Raw genomic sequence first — 16,120 nt, 5'->3', positions numbered from 1 at the left:
AGGCAATGACTAAAGAAGAGATGACCCGGCGGCCCCTCACCTCCGCACGACGTCGTGTCTCGAAGCTGATTACGCTGGTCACCGCCTGCGCGCTCGCGAGCACCTCTATTCCGGTCCATGCGCAGCAATCCAGCGGACTGCCGATGTTGCGGGACAGCGAGACGGAGCAACTGCTGCGCGACTATACGCGGCCGATCCTGAACGCGGCGGGGTTACAGAAGCACAACATTCAGATGGTCATCATCAACGACAAGTCATTCAATGCCTTCGTCGCCGACGGCCGCCGCATCTTCGTGAACTATGGCGCGATCATGCAATCGATCACGCCGAACCAGCTGATCGGCGTGCTCGCGCACGAGACCGGACATCTCGCCGGTGGCCATCTGTCCAAGTTTCGCGAGCAGCTTGCTCGGACCCAGACTCAACTCATCATCGCAATGCTTCTCGGCGCCGGCGCTCTCGCCGCCGGGGCCGGCCGCGGAAGCAACAGCGCCGGCAGCAATATCGGCGCGGCCGCAATCAGCGCACCTCAGGAGATCGCGCGCCGAAGCCTGTTGGGCTACCAGCGCCAGCAGGAGGAAAACGCCGACCGCGCTGGCGTGAAATTCCTCAACGCCACCGGGCAATCCGCCCGGGGGATGTACGAAACCTTCAAGCGATTCACCGACGAAAGCCTGTTTGCTGCGCACGGCGCTGATCCGTACGTGCAGTCGCATCCGATGCCGGCCGACCGCGTCGCCGCGCTAGCGGAACTCGTTAAGACAAGTCCCAATTGGGACAAGAAGGACGATCCGGCGCTGCAGATGCGCCACGACATGGTACGAGCCAAGATATCGGCGTTCATGGAACGTGATGATACGGTATACCGGCGCTATCCGCGGTCCGACACCAGCCTGCCCGCCCGCTATGCACATGCTATCAGCACGTATCTGCATGGCGATCTTCGCTCGGCCATCGAGCAAATCGATGCGCTTATCAAGCAGCAACCCCAAAATCCCTATTTCCACGAGGTGCGTGGGCAGGCCCTGCTCGAGGGAGGCCGTCCCGCGGAGGCCATTGCGCCGCTGCGGCTAGCCGTAAAGCTCTCGCAAAACGCTCCGCTCATCGAAATGTTGCTGGGTCAGGCGCTCGTGGCCTCCAATAACAAGGCGAATGCCGACGAAGCCATTGCAATTTTGCGGGCAGCGCTGGCACGAGAGCCGGAGGCCCCGCTCGGTTATATGCAGCTTGCAATAGCTTACGGCCGCAAGGGCGACTATGCACAAGCCGATTTGGCATCGGCTCAGGCCGCGTTTCTGCGCGGCGACAACAAGACAGCGCGAGAACTCGCATCACGCGCAAAAACCCGTTTCGCAATCGGCACTCCCGGATGGGTCAAGGCGGATGACATCGTCTCAGCCAAGCTCCCGGACAAGAAAGATTAGACGGCTCCGCCACGCTGCCCCTTTCAAAGGATTTGACAATGTCCTCTCTCCGTTTTCTCGCTCCCGCCCTTCTTGCGCTCACGTTCGGTGCAGCGCCCGCCGCGTCAGCTCAGAGCTTCTCCGACAGCCAGCGCGGCGAGATTGAACAGATCGTCAAACGCTATCTGCTCGCCCATCCCGAAGTTCTGGAAGAGGTTTCGACCGAACTCGGCAAGCGCCAAGCGGCTACCGAAGCGTTAAAGCATGAGTCCGCGGTCACGGAGAACGCGGACGCCATTTTCAACTCGCAGCGCGGCGTGACGCTCGGCAACAAAAACGGCGACGTCACCTTCGTCGAGTTCTTCGATTACAACTGTGGCTACTGCAAGCGCGCGATGATCGACATGCTTGAACTTCTGAAGTCGGATCAGAAGCTCAAGGTCGTGCTCAAGGAGTTTCCCGTGCTTGGTCAGAGTTCGGTTGAGGCTGCGCAGGTTGCCGTGGCGGCGCGAATGCAGGATCCCACCGGAAAAAAATATCTCGATTTCCATCAGAAGCTTTTGGGTGGCCGCGGTCAGGCCGACAAGTCGCGAGCACTAGCCGCCGCCAAGGAAGCCGGATTCGACATCGCCAAGATCGAGAAGGATATGACAAGCCCCGAGGTGCGCGCCACGCTCGAGGAGAACTTCAAGCTTGCCGAGTCCATGGGCATGAATGGCACACCAAGCTACGTCATCGGCAAGCAAGTCGTCGTGGGCGCCGTGGGTCTCGAAAACCTCAAGGAGAAAATAAACACGGCGCGTTGTGGCAAGGCCTCCTGCTGATTGCTTGCTCCTGCTTCAAAGCAGTGCTCTCCGTAGAACGGGGCTTTGTCGTTCGCGCGCCATCGCCCGTTCATCGGGCATTCATAAAACAATCCCCGGAAACCCACGTTTGCGTCGGAACATCGCTCCTCATCGCGCCGTTGTTGAAGGCATCCCACGCACTGAGGAGACAGCGATGACCAAACACTTTCTCGTATCAACCGCCGCTGCGGCGTTGATTGCTGGAACCGGATTTGCTTACGCGCAAGGTATGAGCCAAGGCGCCGGCGGCGGATCAGCCGCTTCGCAAAGTGCACCGTCGACGTCCGGCGCGACCGATCGGCCATCTCCGAGTTCCGACATGCAGGCGAAGCCGACGGACTCTTACGAAAAGTCCTCTCATGAAAACCGAGGCGCTCGGAGCGACATGGATCACGACAGGTCGAACTCCATGCGGTCGCAGAGCAGTGATCCCGGCAAATCTGAGAAGAACATGCGGAGCGAGGACCGCAATAGAAAGGACGAGAACCGAAACCAGCGGGCTGAGGACCGAGACGGAAAGTCCAAGGATCGCGATCGGAATTCCGCAGAGCGAACCGGAAGGGATTCGGACTCTTCCAAGAGCGCTGGCGACAGCAACAGGAAGTCAACCACGACCACAGGTCAGGCGAGTTCCGGCGCCAAGCTTTCGACCGAACAACGCAGCAAGATTACAACGGTCATCAGGAACGAAAGGGTTCAGCCAGTCACCAATGTCAATTTCTCGATTGCGGTTGGAACCCGGGTGCCGCGAACGGTGAATTTCTACCCTCTGCCAACGGCAATCGTTGACATTTATCCGGCCTGGAGCGGCTATCAGTTCTTCTTGGTCCGCAACGAGATTGTTGTCGTGGACCCGCGCACCCTGGAGATCGTAGCGGTTCTGGATGCCTGATCTAAGTTCCTATTGGCGGCGCGGGTCCTCCATCCTGGACCCGTGCCGCGGGGGACCGCTCAACTGGGCGACGCCCACTCCGTACCAGGTTCACGTTGGTTAACGAATAATTTCCGTATGTTCTAAAAGATTCCTCGCGAATAGCGTGAGGTATATTGAAGCCGAATCCGAGAGTGTTCAGGCTTCCCCTTGGCTCCCTTGTTACATATAACGACCCGAACCCCGGCGCGCAGCGGCGGAGACCGTTTCGGGAATTCAGATGGCCAAAACGATTTACGTGCTCAACGGCCCGAACCTTAATATGCTAGGGACGAGAGAGCCGGACACCTATGGCCGCGCCACCCTTGCTGACGTCGAAAAGCTTTGCACCGAAACGGCCACCGATTTTGGACTGGCTGCGGATTGCCGCCAGTCAAATCGTGAGGGCGAACTGATCGATTTCATCCATGAGGCTCATGCAAAACAGGCGGCCGGTATCGTCATCAACGCCGGCGGCTACTCGCACACCTCTATTGCACTTCATGACGCGCTCGTTGCCGTCAAAATTCCGACCGTCGAAGTTCATATCAGCAACATCCATGCGCGCGAGGACTTCCGACATCATTCCTTCACGGCAAAAGCCGCGTTCGCAAGCCTGTCCGGCTTCGGGATTGATGGCTACCGACTAGCGATCAATGGCCTTGCCGCCAAAATCGGCGCGGTGAGCTCGTCGAAAAAGTAACCCTGACATATCAGTCATTTTCCCAGAAAGTTTCGGATCGAGATCATGTCCCGCCAGCCCGGAGAACCTACAAAAATCAAAACCGGCAACGAACCGCGCGAGGAGAGCGATGTGATCCGCGAGCTCGCTGCGCTGCTCGACGAGACCAGGCTCACGGAAATTGAAATCGAGCGCGACGGACTTCGCGTACGTGTCGCACGCAATGTCACCGTCGGGGCGGCAGTACCGGCCGCCTATCAGGCTGCGCCCGCCCCTGCCGCCGCGCCGGCTGCGAGCGTCGCCGACATCAGCAAGCATCCGGGCATGGTTCCTTCGCCAATGGTCGGAACGGTCTATTGGGCATCGGAACCCGGCGCCAAGCCCTTCATCGAGGTCGGCTCCAAGGTCGCCGCAGGTCAGACGCTGCTGATTATCGAAGCCATGAAGACCATGAACCAGATTCCGTCGCCGCGGTCGGGCACCGTCACGCAGATTCTGGTCGAGGATGGCCAGCCCGTCGAGTTCGGCGAGCCGCTGGTCATCATTGAATGACGCCGTTCGAACCGCGGACGCAGTAATGTTCGACAAAATCCTGATAGCCAATCGCGGCGAGATCGCCCTGCGCATCCTGCGCGCCTGCAAGGAGCTCGGTATCGCGACCGTGGCGGTACATTCCACCGCCGACGCCGACGCCATGCATGTCCGGCTCGCGGACGAAAGCGTTTGTATCGGACCGCCGCCAACGAAGGACAGCTACCTCAACATCCCGGCGCTGCTGGCAGCCTGCGAGATCACTGGCGCCGATGCGGTACATCCCGGGTACGGTTTTTTGTCTGAGAACGCCCGTTTCGCCGAAATTCTCGCCGACCATCGCCTGCATTTCATTGGTCCCAAGGCCGAGCACATTCGCCTCATGGGCGACAAGATCGAAGCCAAGAAGACCGCGAAGCGGCTCGGCATTCCGGTGGTCCCGGGCTCCGATGGCGGCATCGGTCCCGACGACGACGCCATGGCGATTGCCAAGGCGATCGGCTTTCCCGTACTGGTGAAGGCGGCCGCCGGCGGCGGCGGGCGCGGCATGAAGATCGTCAAGACAGCCGACGACCTGATGATAGCGATCTCGGCCGCGGGGAACGAGGCGCGAGCGGCGTTCGGCGATGCTTCCGTCTATCTGGAGAAATATCTGCAGAAGCCGCGTCACATCGAAATTCAGGTGCTTGGCGATGGCCGCGGCGGTGCCATTCATCTGGGAGAACGCGACTGCTCGCTGCAACGGCGCCACCAGAAGGTCTGGGAAGAAGGCCCCTCGCCTGCGCTGACGGCGGCAGCCCGAAACAAGATCGGCGAAACCGTTGCCCGTGCCATGAGCGAGATAAGGTACCGCGGCGCCGGCACTGTCGAATTCCTGTACGAGGACGGCAGGTTTTACTTCATCGAGATGAACACTCGCATTCAGGTCGAGCACCCTGTCACCGAGATGATCACCGACATCGATCTGGTGCTGGAGCAGATCCGTATCGCCGCCGGCGGCGACCTTCCCGCCACCCAGAAGGAAATCGTCGTGAGCGGCCACGCGATCGAGTGCCGCATCAACGCAGAGAATCCCGTCACCTTCCGTCCCTCCCCCGGCAAAATCACGCAATTTCATCCGCCGGGCGGACTCGGCGTCCGGATCGATTCCGCCGTTTATCAGGGGTATGTGATCCCGCCCTATTACGACTCGCTGGTAGGCAAGCTGATCGTTCACGGCAAGACGCGCGCCGAATGCTTGATGCGGTTGCGCAGAGCACTCGACGAGATGGTTGTGGATGGTGTGGAGACCACCTTGCCCCTGTTCCGGGCGCTGGTTCGCGAGGCGAGCATTATCGACGGCGACTACCACATCCATTGGCTGGAGCAGTACCTCTCCAGCGGCGGTCTGACAGGAGCCTGAACCCACTCCGCCCGGACTGAAATTATGTAGGGCAGAAGTGCGGAACCGACTGCGGATTGAGACGTTTAGCAAATAGCTGGTAACCGCGCGGGGGCGATTCAGACTGTCTCGATCCGAACATGATGCGATCACGGTGACGTCCACCAGATCGTCACGCACTGCGCTTGGCCAGCTGATCCTGCTGACGGCAGGTCTGGTGGTTCTGACGCTGATCAGTGCGATGTCCGTCTATTTTGTCAACAAGGCACGCCACGACGCACGCTGGGTTCTGCACAGCATGGAAATCGAGAATGAAATCTCGCTGGCCCTGTTGCAGATGCGGCGCGCCGAAAGCGCGCAGCGCGGCTTCCTGCTGACGCAGAGGCCGGAATTCCGCAGCGCCTTCGAGGAAGCGGGCAGCCAGATTTCGCCGAGTATCGAGCGGCTCAAGACGCTGACGATCGATAATCCCTATCAGCAGCAGCGGCTCCAGCAGATGATCCCGCAGACCTATCAACGGATCGAACAGTTGCGGCGGGGCATCGACCTGACGCTGGCGAACCGGCAGAACGAAGCTGCCGAGATCGCGCGCCAGGAGGCCGGCCGTGACACCATGGGGCATATCCGTAACCTCGCCAGCGAGATGAGGGCTGAGGAAAGTCGCCTGTTCTCGGCGCGGGTGACATCGGCCGATGCAAGCCAGTCGCTCTCGGCATCGATCACCAGCATCGGTTCGGGACTGGTCGTGGTGTTCGCAGGGCTGTCGATCTTCCTGGTGCGACGCTCAAGCCGCGCGCGCGACGTCGCCGAAGCCCAGTTGCGCGATAACAATCTCAATCTCGAGTCCATCGTCAAGGAACGCACCAGCGACCTCCGCGAGGCCAATGAGGAAATCCAGCGTTTCGCCTATATCGTCAGCCACGACCTGCGCTCGCCGCTGGTCAACATTATGGGTTTCACCAGCGAGCTCGAGGAACTGCGCGGCGACCTCTTCAAACGGATCGCGGACCTGAGCCGGCCCGGCGGCCTCCCGCCTCCGGCGACGGAAGATTCAGCGGCCGCCACCGAACCGGTTCTCGACGAACCGGACAAGCAATTGTCGCAGGATTTCACCGAGGCGCTCGGGTTCATCAAGTCGTCGATCGCCAAGATGGACCGGCTGATCAGCGCGATCCTCAGCCTCACCCGCGAGGGCCGTCGCGAATTTCATCCCTCTGCGATCACCATGCGCGACCTGATCGAGAGCATTGCATCCACCGTGGCGCATCAGGCCGCCGAGGCCAACGCTCAGATCCGGGTCGAACCATTGCCGGATATTGTCAGCGACCGCATCGCGATCGAACAGATTTTCTCCAATTTGATCGACAATGCCTTGAAATACCTCAAATCTAATGTTCCCGGTGATATTGCTATCCGAGGTCGGCGTAAGCTCGGTTTCGCGATTTTTGAGATCACAGACAACGGCCGCGGCATCGATCCGAAGGATCACCAGCGTATTTTCGATCTGTTCCGCCGGGCGGGACCGCAGGACCGGCCGGGCCAGGGTATCGGTCTCGCACACGTCCGTGCATTGGTGCGAAGGCTCGGAGGAACCATATCGGTCTCGTCAGAGCTGAATACCGGCAGCACATTTACCGTTACGCTTCCTGTCGCATGGATCGGCACCAACCGGGACAAACAATCATGACCACGCCAGTCACCATCATCATGATCGAAGACGATGAAGGGCACGCCCGGCTGATTGAGCGCAATATTCGGCGTTCCGGTGTCAATAATGAGATCAAGCCGTTCAGCAACGGTACGGAAGCCGTCAACTACTTGTTTGGGGCGGATGGCAACGGTATGCCTCATAAGGGAGAGGCGCTGCTCATCCTGCTCGACCTTAATCTGCCTGACATGACCGGAATCGATATCCTGCGGCGCGTGAAGGAAAACAAAGTTCTAAAGTGCGCACCAGTAATCGTGCTGACGACAACAGACGATTCTCAGGAAATCAAGCGTTGCTACGAACTCGGATGCAGCGTCTACATTACGAAGCCGGTGAACTACGACAGTTTCGCCAACGCGATCCGGCAGCTCGGTCTGTTTTTCTCCATCATCCAGGTACCTCAGGCCGCTCCATGAAAGTCAAGCCTACCCTGTTGTACGTGGATGACGACAAGGCGCTGGCTCGCCTGGTGGAGCGCGGCCTGACGCGCCATGGATTTTGCGTGGAGCATGCACCCGACGGTGAATCCGGGCTCGCACGCATCGCGCATGGCGGCATCGATGTGATAGCGCTCGATCAATACATGCCTGGCCTGGACGGGTTGGAAACACTAAGACGAATTCTGGCAATTCCCGACGCGCCCCCCGTGGTGTTCGTCACCGCCTCGCAAGACTCAAAAATCGCAGTGACCGCGCTCAAAGCGGGTGCTGCCGACTATCTTGTCAAAGATACGCTCGGCGAATTCGTTCCGCTGTTGCACCTCGCGGCTGAAGTGGCGATCCGGCAAGCGCTCGTTCGAAAAGCGCGCGACGAGGCTGAAGCCGAGGTCCGCGCCTCGCGCGACCGCTATGCGGCGCTAGCCGCCGAGCGCGAGATGCTGCTGCGCGAGGTCAATCATCGCATCGGCAACAGCCTCCAGATCATCGCGTCGCTGCTTCACCTGCAAGCCAGCTCAAGCCCCGAGGAAGACATCAAGGCCGCCCTTACGAATGCAATGGGACGGGTGGCAGCAGTGGCGCAGGTGCATCGTCGGCTTTATACCTCACACGACCTGAAGAGCGTCCTGCTCAACCAGTATCTTGAAGCTCTGCTCGAGGACCTCCGACGTTCCACCGAAGGCAACCAGCTGTCACGTCTCGACCTGAAGGCCCAACCGATCGAGATCGATCCCGACCGTGCCGTGGCCATCGGAATCATCGTCAACGAACTGGTGATGAATTCAGTCAAATACGCTTATCCCGATGGCCCCGGCCCCATCCACGTCGAACTCGCGACCAATGGGGATGATGTCGTGCTGTCAATCGCCGACGATGGCGTTGGCCTCAATGCCAAGACCGATCCGCGCTCGACCGGGATGGGCCAGCGGATCGTCTCCGCAATGGCGCAGAAGCTCGACGCTCAAGCCGAACGCGATCCGGCCCATGCAGGCACGCGTATCGTGTTGCGGTTCCGCCGGGGAATTCCACCAGTCACAGAACCCTTATCTGCGACCGCGGCCTGAGCACGGCAGCACCAAACCGCAAACGCGCCTGCACCTGGCGTCTGATTCAAAACGGCGCTCAATTCGTTTCCACAGAATTAGAAGCGAACTGCAGGCAAGGCAAATAGCGCGATCAAAAACACTGTGCAGTATCCGCTTGTTCGAGCGGGATCTGTTGGCAAACAGTCTGAACTTTTGGACGCGCTTTAGCAGATTATCGACGCGGTAGACTTAGAGCTCTGCTATAAGACTCTGGATGTCCCGCGAGACCGCCTCGTCCGAGATCACGCCCGAATTGCTGCTGCGCGCTTATGCCTGCGGCATTTTTCCGATGGCGGAAAGTGTCGACGATCCGACGCTCTTCTGGGTCGAGCCGAAGATGCGCGGCGTCATTCCGCTTGAGAGCTTCCGAGTCCCGTCGCGGCTCGCGCGCACCGTCCGATCAGACAGTTTCACCGTGACCGTCGATACAGCCTTCGACGCGGTGATCGATGGCTGCGCCGCGCCACAACCTGGACGCGACAATACCTGGATCAACCGTCGTATTCGCGAACTCTATGTAGGTCTGCACGAACTCGGCCATTGTCACAGTGTCGAGGTCTGGCAAAATGACCAACTCGCGGGCGGCCTCTATGGCGTCAGGCTCGGCCGCGCGTTTTTTGGGGAGAGCATGTTCCATGTCGTGCGGGACGCGTCGAAGGTTGCGCTCGTGCATCTGGTCGCCCGATTGATCGCGGGAGGCTTCGTCTTGCTCGACACCCAATTTGTGACCGACCATCTGCGCGGATTCGGTGCAATTGAAATCCCGCGCCGGCGTTACCGGGCCTTATTGGATGTTGCGCTGGAAGGCGACGCCGATTTCGGGACGCTGCCGCTTGACCAGCCGGTACCAGGCGCCGAAGCGCTCCGGATCATCGCCAGCCGCGGGTGACATCTTCGGCACTTGCCATCGACCGCACTGAAACGCCTTTGGCGCGCCCAGCGCGTGCCAGTGTCTTTACGCAGCTCGAACTGAATTCAGGAATTTCCCGACTTCGAGCTTAAGCCGGTTTCCGTCACTGGACAGTGACTGCGCCGCCGATAACACCTGTGACGAGGCTGTGCCTGTTTCCGTCGCACCGCGCCGTACGTCAGTAATGTTGGAAGATACCTGCTGGGTCCCTTGCGAGGCCTGCTGCACGTTCCGCGAGATTTCTTGCGTCGCAGCCCCTTGTTCTTCCACCGCTGCCGCGATGATCGAGGCAATCTCCGAGAGCTTCTCGATCGTGCCGCCGATCTCCCTGATGGCATCGACCGAATGCTGCGTCGCGGCCTGGATGCCTGAAATTTGCTGGCCGATCTCGCCGGTGGCTTTCGCGGTCTGCTCGGCGAGCGCCTTCACCTCGGAAGCAACCACCGCAAAGCCCCGGCCAGCCTCGCCCGCCCGAGCCGCCTCGATAGTGGCGTTGAGGGCAAGCAGGTTTGTCTGACCTGCAATTGTGTTGATCAGCTCAACGACCTCTCCTATGTGGCCCGCGGCACGAGACAGCTCACCGACGCGATCATTGGTTTTACGGGCTTGGTCGACTGCTTCATTCGCAATGCGCGCTGATTCCTGCACCTGACGGCCGATCTCGGTGACGGACGATGCCAACTCTTCGGTTGCGGCGGCAACTGAATGAACGTTGGTCGATGCTTCCTCGGAAGCAGCCGCAACCGTCGTTGTCAGGTGCTGGGCCCGTTCGGCTGTGGAAGTCAGCGTACTGGCCGAGGCTTCCAGTTCGGTCGAGGCGGACGCGACTGTTTCCACGATCTCGCCTATGGCAGCTTCGAACGAATCGGCCAGCTTGATCATGTCGGCCTTCCGCTGCTGGGTGGCAATCTCGTCTTGATTCCTCTTCGCTTCGGCTTCCTCGCGAGCCTTCTGCTCGGACACGACCTTGAACCTCTCGACGGCGGCAGCGACGGCGCCAACTTCGTCCTTGCGGCCAAGTCCTGGCAGCACGACCGAGAAATTGCCTTCGGCCAGTTCCAGCATGGATTTGGTCAGCGCCGAGATCGGTTTGGCAATAGTGACGATCGACAAGACGCAGGCGCCGATTAGCAGCAGTGCAACCGCGGCACCGAGCATCATCGAGATCCGTTCAGCCGACGCTCCTTCGCGTGCCGCCGCTGCTTTTTCCTCTTCAACGCGCCCCGTGGCGAACTCGACGACCTTCTCCGAGACTTCGGCCAACTCCTTCGCTGTCGGTAGGGCGACTTCCTTCGTCAGTCGGACAGCCTCATTCTCAAGCTTGGCAAGCCCTGCGCCGACATCCGCCTTCATGTCGGCACCCTGTTTTGCTTCGATCTCCAGCAATTCGCCGCGTGCTGCGCCAATCGGCTTGGCCGCATTGTTCAGATACTGGTCGGCAAGCTGATTCATCTTCTCAAGTCTCGCACGGTTTTCGGCCGACTTCGAAAGCTTAAGGGCTTCACTGATGAATCCCCGTGCAGCCTTGTAATGATTAACGACATCTTCTTGTGCAGCCAGCAGCTGCGCCCGCGTGCTTGCGAGACGAATATCACGGACTCCGATTATCATGCCGCGAGTCGATGATTTCGCTTCGATGCCTTTCTTTGCGAGCAGATTCTGATTTCCTGCTTTCTCGTTAGCTTGGCGCACCGCATCGCTACCGCTCATCTGAGCATAGATCAGTGCGACAACCATAACGACGCTGAGTAACGATGTGATCGCGAGCTTTGTGCCGATTCGCAGATTCTCGATGAAACGCATCGTAAGTAGCTCCAGAAAATTAGGCTGCGGCACTCGTATGGGCTGATTAGCAATGTTTCGAATCGCCGACGATAACGGGCCGATCGGAGCAATAGGCCCTCAGATGCGAATAAATTGTTAGCAACGGACGGATCACGAGAGAGCCACCCAAAATTGCCTCCCGGCCGGCCAACCGTAGTTGAGGCTTTCAGGACTATCGCCCGAATGGCGGGAACGAAGGATTGCCCTGCGGTTGCCGTTGTGGCGGAGGCGATGGCGCCGGTTGGGATGGCGGTGCCGGCTGACGCGACTGGCGCGCGGATGGCCGTGGGCGCTTGGTCGAAGGCGGCGCGGGCTTCGGCTCATCCGGCTGCGCGGCGATAACAGTCGTCTCCGGATCCTTGCAGTCGGTTAACCAGACGTCATAGATCGGATGCTCAACGCCATGCAGGCCTGGGCTTGACGCGAACATCCAGCCGGAGAAAATCCGCTTCACCTCGCCCTGAAGCGTGATCTCATCGACCTCGACAAAGGCGTCAGTATTAGCGGCCTCGGTCGCGGGCCGCGTGTAGCAAGCGTTGGTCTTCACCCGCAGCGCGCCGAACTGCACTGTTTCTCCGACATCCTCATCAAAATGGATGATGCGGCCGGTGATCTTGTCAAGGCCGGAAAATGCCGCCTTCTTGTTCACAACCTTCTCGGCCGGGGCCTCGGTGACGACCTCGTCGCCGGGTTGCAGCGTGGCCGGCGTTGGCGGCGCCGGTCGCGTGGAACTCTGTTCGGGAGCCTTAGGAGGTGAAGGCGGCGCGACGGCTACGCCACCTGGAGCATTGCCACTTGGGGCATTCTGCGGAACCACGGTGGTGCCGGGCGGCGGCGGCAGCGGCTGGGACTGAACCGGGCCGGGCGGTGGAGCACCTTGCCCCGGCGCAGGATGCATGGGCGCCGGCAGCACCCGTCCTTGTTGCGGCAAGTCGGGCACTTCTTCCTCGTCGTCCTCAGGCGCGACCTGACCCTGTGGAATCGCGCCGGGCGGACGCGGCGGGGAGTCTGAAAAAATATTACCAATTTGGGCGCGCGCAGAAGGCGCGGCAACGACGAGGGCAGCGCTCGCAAAAGCTGCACAACCGGCTATAACAATAGTTCGAAACATCATGCGCGGCTTTGTGAGGCTCGAATCAGGGCCGGACCATTGTACAGGGATTAAAGGCTCCGAGCCGCTCGCCGCATCCGGTTAACACGTCGATTGCGGCGGGGAAAGGGCGGCCTGCTCCGCGTCCACTGACGGCTGCTGCAGTGCGCTTTCCCCATCGAGTAACTGGTCGCGCGGAACGCAGATGCAGACGACACCGAGGGTCGAACCGCGGTCCCCTTTAGTGCCGGATCGGCACCACCCGCAAGGCGAGTAGCACGCCCCACTCCGCAGGTTCTGAGGATGCAGGTGCTCAGCGTGGATTTACAGCAACAGACGCGATCAATCGCTCGTATAGGGTTTTTGAGAGGATCGGGGGTTGGCGCATTCCGATTATTCAAGGGTATACTTGCCCCGGATTTGTCAGTTTTGAGTGTCGGGAATTGCCATGAGCCGGACGGAGGGGCTTTATATCGCGATGACGGCGGCTGCGCTGGCGCTCGGGGGCGCAACGGCGCAGGCTCAGCAGGTCGGCACTGCATCGGCAGTCAACCCCGCCGCAACCGCCAACCTGAAGACCATCGTCATCGGCCAATCGATCGCCCACAAGGAACACATCCAGACCAAGTCTAGCGGCTCGGTGCAGTTGCTGTTCCTCGACAAGACCTCGATGACCATCGGTCCGAACAGCGACCTCACAATCGATGAATACGTCTATGACCCGAAAGCCAACACCGGCAAGCTGGCGGCAACTCTCGGCAAGGGCGCGCTGCGTTTCGTAGGTGGTCAGATCAGCCACAACGGCGATGCCGAGATCAAGACCGCGTCGGCTTTGATCGGCATTCGTGGCGGCGTGATGATGACTGACGGAAAAGGCGGCATCTATTCCGGCTATGGCACAATGACCGTCACGTCCGGTGGCCGGTCCGTCGCGCTGGGCGCCGGCGAGTTCACACAGACACAAGCCGGTGCCCCCCCAACGCCGCCCGACCTACCGCCGCCAGGGTTCGTGCAGCAGCAGATCGCTATCTTCCAGAGCGCGGCCGGTCAAACGGGCGGCGTACGCGCAGGCGCGGCATCGGCGAAGAATATTGCGACGGCTGCGCAAAGAGCGACAGGATCCTCCAACGGAATGGTGACCGGATCGGGTGCTCCTCCCACGCCCGCTCCGCCCCCTATTGTCGAGCAACTCAGCGCGATTTCATCAGCTTTCACCCAGTCGATCCAGATCTCCAATCAGGCGGAGGCGGTGCAACAGATCGCACAGGATCAGCTTACGGACAAATCACCGCCGGACAATCACAACTCTCTACCGACGGACAACAACACGCCCCCGCCCAACGCCCGGCCGTCGGTGACGCTGCGCGGATATGTCGGCGGAGTGGACGTCATCAACGACAACCAGCCCACGATGAGACCGGTAAGTGGCACGTCCGAAATCACCCTCGACGCCGCCAATAATCGCGTACAGGGAAACCTGGATATCTACGCGTTCGACTCGAGAAATCCGTTCACGCAGCTTGCCGGCACAATTCACGCGCTGTTCGAGTTCGGGTCGAAAGGATCGAGCGGCCCGGCCAACAGCGCTTACGTAGACTACAACAATTTCTACGCGAATACGCCCAACAACAGTGTTGTCAACGGCGTACCGGTTAACGGCGTGATGGTGTCAGCCAACGGCGCAGCCACCAGCCAGATCGTCAACGGCGCAATTCCGAACCTGACGCCCTGTCAGTGCGAATATACGCGCTGGGGTTTCTGGTCGGTTGAATCGACGAGTACCAATCCGAACACCCAAACCCCGCGCGAAGTCCTCGTGGGCACCTGGGTCGCCGGCCGGCCAGTGGGCAGCATCAGCGACGTCCCAACGATAGGCCAAGCAACCTATACCGGACACGTCATCGCCAACGTGAATAATGCAGGCTTCGTCGCCGGAGGGTTCTCGAACACCGTTGATTTTGGAGCGCGCACCGGTGCGGTGAGCGTGACCAATCTCGACAACACCAACTATTCCGGCACCGTTAATTTTGACAACGACCCACGCAATTTCGGCGGTATGATCGCCGGTAACAACAACAATCGTAGCATGACCCTGCAAGGCAGCTTCTTCCAGGGTCCGAGCAGCCCGGTCGGCGAAATGGGTGGGCGCGTTGGGATTTCGGGAGACAACAATTATTTCGGCAGCGGCATTTTCGCGGGCACCAAGCGCTGACAGCGCTTGCTCGCAAAACCGGCTCGCATGACCGGCATCACCGCGTTGATGCCGGTTTTTCTAGTGCCCCGGTGTCCAGGGCTGGTAATCGCCGGTCGCCTTCGGACGGCGGCCGCTCGCCAGCGTCGAGCCGGACGGCCGATAGGCTGCCGGCGTCCCGGTCATGTTCGGCACATGCGGCTTCTGCCATTCGCGCGGCTGATAGTTCTCTTTGGTAGGTGGAACATCCACGATGTGATGAATCCAGCCATGCCATTCGGGCGGAATGCGGCTGGCTTCCGCAAGGCCATTGTAGATCACCCAGCGCCGCTCGAAGCCAAGCGTCGGGTCGATCTTCCCGCCGCGCGTCCGGTAATAGCAGTTACCCTGGCTGTCTTTGCCGACCAGTTCGCCAAATCGCGCGGTCCAAAGCTGCGTACCGAAGGTCTGGCTGTTCCACCAGGTAAAGAGTTTGAGGAAAAACTGCTTCATTGCCGCAAATCCGTCGCGGGAGTTTCACGGACCCTCCGCAAGGGTTCGCATTCCGACTGGTTTGATGCCATCCCGCCGAGGTCTTGTCCAGCCAACCGCGGCCAAATAGCGCGACCCGGGGTCCGCCGGCAGCACCGCAGCACCAAAGGGTCCAAATCTGCGGGTTGCACTTCGGCTGACACGCCTTTACCCAACCCTCCTCATCCAAGCGTGGTCTGGCATCATCCAAGGCGAGCAATAGCGCAGAAATGACGGGCCGCAGGTGTTCTGCGGCTGTTGACTGGCCCACTAAAACTTTGAATGTTGCCTCTCAGGCATAAAGAACAAAGGCTGTGAAATGTCCGAAGTCGTCAACAACATGGAAAAGCATCGCTACGAACTCGAAGTGGACGGGCATATCGCTGCAACCTACTATCGATTTCTGGACGGGGTTCTTGTCTTCACGCACACCAAGGTGCCGCCCGAACTCGAAGGCAAGGGCATCGGCTCAGAGCTGGTGAAGGGCGCGCTGGATCAGGTGCGCGCGGATAAATTCAGGGCTAGCGCTCAATGCCCCTTCGTGAAGGCGTGGCTCGAGAAACATCCGGACTATGCCGATCTGCTGAGGCCTAATTTGTGAGAAGGCGCGAGG

Annotated in this window: 15 protein-coding genes; 12 read left to right on the top strand and 3 right to left on the bottom strand. The window is 60.0% G+C overall.

The window, feature by feature from the left end; all coding sequences use genetic code 11:
* Positions 1–20 precede the first annotated feature (20 nt).
* The 10 genes from AC1RT6_RS02915 (at position 21) to aat (ending at position 9,871) form a co-directional block, all read left to right on the top strand.
* Positions 21–1,424, top strand: coding sequence for a M48 family metalloprotease (locus AC1RT6_RS02915; protein ID WP_087881157.1), 1,404 nt, complete (start codon positions 21–23; stop codon positions 1,422–1,424).
* Positions 1,425–1,462: 38 nt separating this feature from the next.
* Complete coding sequence (locus tag AC1RT6_RS02910; protein ID WP_079446877.1) at positions 1,463–2,227, top strand: DsbA family protein; 765 nt, start codon at positions 1,463–1,465, stop codon at positions 2,225–2,227.
* 175 nt (positions 2,228–2,402) lie between these two features.
* Positions 2,403–3,140: a DUF1236 domain-containing protein gene (locus AC1RT6_RS02905; RefSeq protein WP_079446878.1), complete on the top strand. Its 738-nt coding sequence runs from the start codon at positions 2,403–2,405 to the stop codon at positions 3,138–3,140.
* 259 nt (positions 3,141–3,399) lie between these two features.
* The gene (gene aroQ / locus AC1RT6_RS02900; RefSeq protein ID WP_079446879.1) at positions 3,400–3,861 is read left to right on the top strand and encodes a type II 3-dehydroquinate dehydratase; all 462 of its coding nucleotides are present in this window, start codon (positions 3,400–3,402) and stop codon (positions 3,859–3,861) included.
* A 45-nt stretch (positions 3,862–3,906) separates the two neighbouring features.
* Entirely contained in the window at positions 3,907–4,392 is a 486-nt protein-coding gene (gene accB, locus AC1RT6_RS02895; protein ID WP_079446880.1) for an acetyl-CoA carboxylase biotin carboxyl carrier protein, read from the top strand.
* Positions 4,393–4,417: 25 nt separating this feature from the next.
* Positions 4,418–5,773 (top strand): acetyl-CoA carboxylase biotin carboxylase subunit, encoded by a 1,356-nt coding sequence (accC, locus tag AC1RT6_RS02890; RefSeq protein WP_079446881.1) that lies wholly within the window; start codon positions 4,418–4,420, stop codon positions 5,771–5,773.
* A gap of 133 nt (positions 5,774–5,906) precedes the next feature.
* Positions 5,907–7,439: a sensor histidine kinase gene (locus AC1RT6_RS02885; protein WP_087881151.1), complete on the top strand. Its 1,533-nt coding sequence runs from the start codon at positions 5,907–5,909 to the stop codon at positions 7,437–7,439.
* The gene (locus AC1RT6_RS02880) at positions 7,436–7,876 is read left to right on the top strand and encodes a response regulator (protein ID WP_079446883.1); all 441 of its coding nucleotides are present in this window, start codon (positions 7,436–7,438) and stop codon (positions 7,874–7,876) included. The genes AC1RT6_RS02885 and AC1RT6_RS02880 overlap by 4 nt, the downstream gene beginning before the upstream one ends.
* Positions 7,873–8,961: a sensor histidine kinase gene (locus AC1RT6_RS02875; RefSeq protein ID WP_079446884.1), complete on the top strand. Its 1,089-nt coding sequence runs from the start codon at positions 7,873–7,875 to the stop codon at positions 8,959–8,961. Before AC1RT6_RS02880 ends, AC1RT6_RS02875 begins: the two co-directional genes overlap by 4 nt.
* A gap of 235 nt (positions 8,962–9,196) precedes the next feature.
* The gene (gene aat, locus AC1RT6_RS02870; RefSeq protein WP_079446885.1) at positions 9,197–9,871 is read left to right on the top strand and encodes a leucyl/phenylalanyl-tRNA--protein transferase; all 675 of its coding nucleotides are present in this window, start codon (positions 9,197–9,199) and stop codon (positions 9,869–9,871) included.
* Positions 9,872–9,937: 66 nt separating this feature from the next.
* Here aat and AC1RT6_RS02865 read toward each other — a convergent pair whose 3' ends face one another.
* The gene (locus AC1RT6_RS02865) at positions 9,938–11,695 is read right to left on the bottom strand and encodes a methyl-accepting chemotaxis protein (protein ID WP_079446886.1); all 1,758 of its coding nucleotides are present in this window, start codon (positions 11,693–11,695) and stop codon (positions 9,938–9,940) included.
* Between the two features lie 193 nt (positions 11,696–11,888).
* The gene (locus tag AC1RT6_RS02860) at positions 11,889–12,827 is read right to left on the bottom strand and encodes a DUF2155 domain-containing protein (protein WP_079447032.1); all 939 of its coding nucleotides are present in this window, start codon (positions 12,825–12,827) and stop codon (positions 11,889–11,891) included.
* 427 nt (positions 12,828–13,254) lie between these two features.
* Here AC1RT6_RS02860 and AC1RT6_RS02855 point away from each other — a divergent pair, with 427 nt between their 5' ends.
* Positions 13,255–15,018 (top strand): FecR family protein, encoded by a 1,764-nt coding sequence (locus AC1RT6_RS02855; protein WP_244553483.1) that lies wholly within the window; start codon positions 13,255–13,257, stop codon positions 15,016–15,018.
* A 60-nt stretch (positions 15,019–15,078) separates the two neighbouring features.
* Here AC1RT6_RS02855 and AC1RT6_RS02850 read toward each other — a convergent pair whose 3' ends face one another.
* Positions 15,079–15,489: an NADH:ubiquinone oxidoreductase subunit NDUFA12 gene (locus tag AC1RT6_RS02850; RefSeq protein WP_079446887.1), complete on the bottom strand. Its 411-nt coding sequence runs from the start codon at positions 15,487–15,489 to the stop codon at positions 15,079–15,081.
* Between the two features lie 337 nt (positions 15,490–15,826).
* On the opposite strand from AC1RT6_RS02850, the gene AC1RT6_RS02845 reads away from it, so the two are divergent.
* Positions 15,827–16,108 (top strand): GNAT family N-acetyltransferase, encoded by a 282-nt coding sequence (locus AC1RT6_RS02845; protein ID WP_079446888.1) that lies wholly within the window; start codon positions 15,827–15,829, stop codon positions 16,106–16,108.
* Positions 16,109–16,120: the final 12 nt, after the last annotated feature.

The organism is Nitrobacter sp. MLSD-S21 (assembly GCF_058809865.1).
Note: the sequence above shows the minus strand (reverse complement) of the source record. Positions and strands in the feature narration are given on the sequence as shown.

What these genes read in the sequence shown, in the direction of transcription:
- AC1RT6_RS02865 (WP_079446886.1), bottom strand. Translation starts at nt 11,695, where the DNA reads ATGCGTTTCATCGAGAATCTGCGAATCGGCACAAAGCTCGCGATCACA.
- accC (WP_079446881.1), top strand. Translation starts at nt 4,418, where the DNA reads ATGTTCGACAAAATCCTGATAGCCAATCGCGGCGAGATCGCCCTGCGC.
- aat (WP_079446885.1), top strand. Translation starts at nt 9,197, where the DNA reads ATGTCCCGCGAGACCGCCTCGTCCGAGATCACGCCCGAATTGCTGCTG.
- AC1RT6_RS02905 (WP_079446878.1), top strand. Translation starts at nt 2,403, where the DNA reads ATGACCAAACACTTTCTCGTATCAACCGCCGCTGCGGCGTTGATTGCT.
- accB (WP_079446880.1), top strand. Translation starts at nt 3,907, where the DNA reads ATGTCCCGCCAGCCCGGAGAACCTACAAAAATCAAAACCGGCAACGAA.
- AC1RT6_RS02910 (WP_079446877.1), top strand. Translation starts at nt 1,463, where the DNA reads ATGTCCTCTCTCCGTTTTCTCGCTCCCGCCCTTCTTGCGCTCACGTTC.
- AC1RT6_RS02915 (WP_087881157.1), top strand. Translation starts at nt 21, where the DNA reads ATGACCCGGCGGCCCCTCACCTCCGCACGACGTCGTGTCTCGAAGCTG.
- AC1RT6_RS02860 (WP_079447032.1), bottom strand. Translation starts at nt 12,827, where the DNA reads ATGTTTCGAACTATTGTTATAGCCGGTTGTGCAGCTTTTGCGAGCGCT.
- aroQ (WP_079446879.1), top strand. Translation starts at nt 3,400, where the DNA reads ATGGCCAAAACGATTTACGTGCTCAACGGCCCGAACCTTAATATGCTA.
- AC1RT6_RS02880 (WP_079446883.1), top strand. Translation starts at nt 7,436, where the DNA reads ATGACCACGCCAGTCACCATCATCATGATCGAAGACGATGAAGGGCAC.
- AC1RT6_RS02855 (WP_244553483.1), top strand. Translation starts at nt 13,255, where the DNA reads ATGAGCCGGACGGAGGGGCTTTATATCGCGATGACGGCGGCTGCGCTG.
- AC1RT6_RS02845 (WP_079446888.1), top strand. Translation starts at nt 15,827, where the DNA reads ATGTCCGAAGTCGTCAACAACATGGAAAAGCATCGCTACGAACTCGAA.
- AC1RT6_RS02850 (WP_079446887.1), bottom strand. Translation starts at nt 15,489, where the DNA reads ATGAAGCAGTTTTTCCTCAAACTCTTTACCTGGTGGAACAGCCAGACC.
- AC1RT6_RS02875 (WP_079446884.1), top strand. Translation starts at nt 7,873, where the DNA reads ATGAAAGTCAAGCCTACCCTGTTGTACGTGGATGACGACAAGGCGCTG.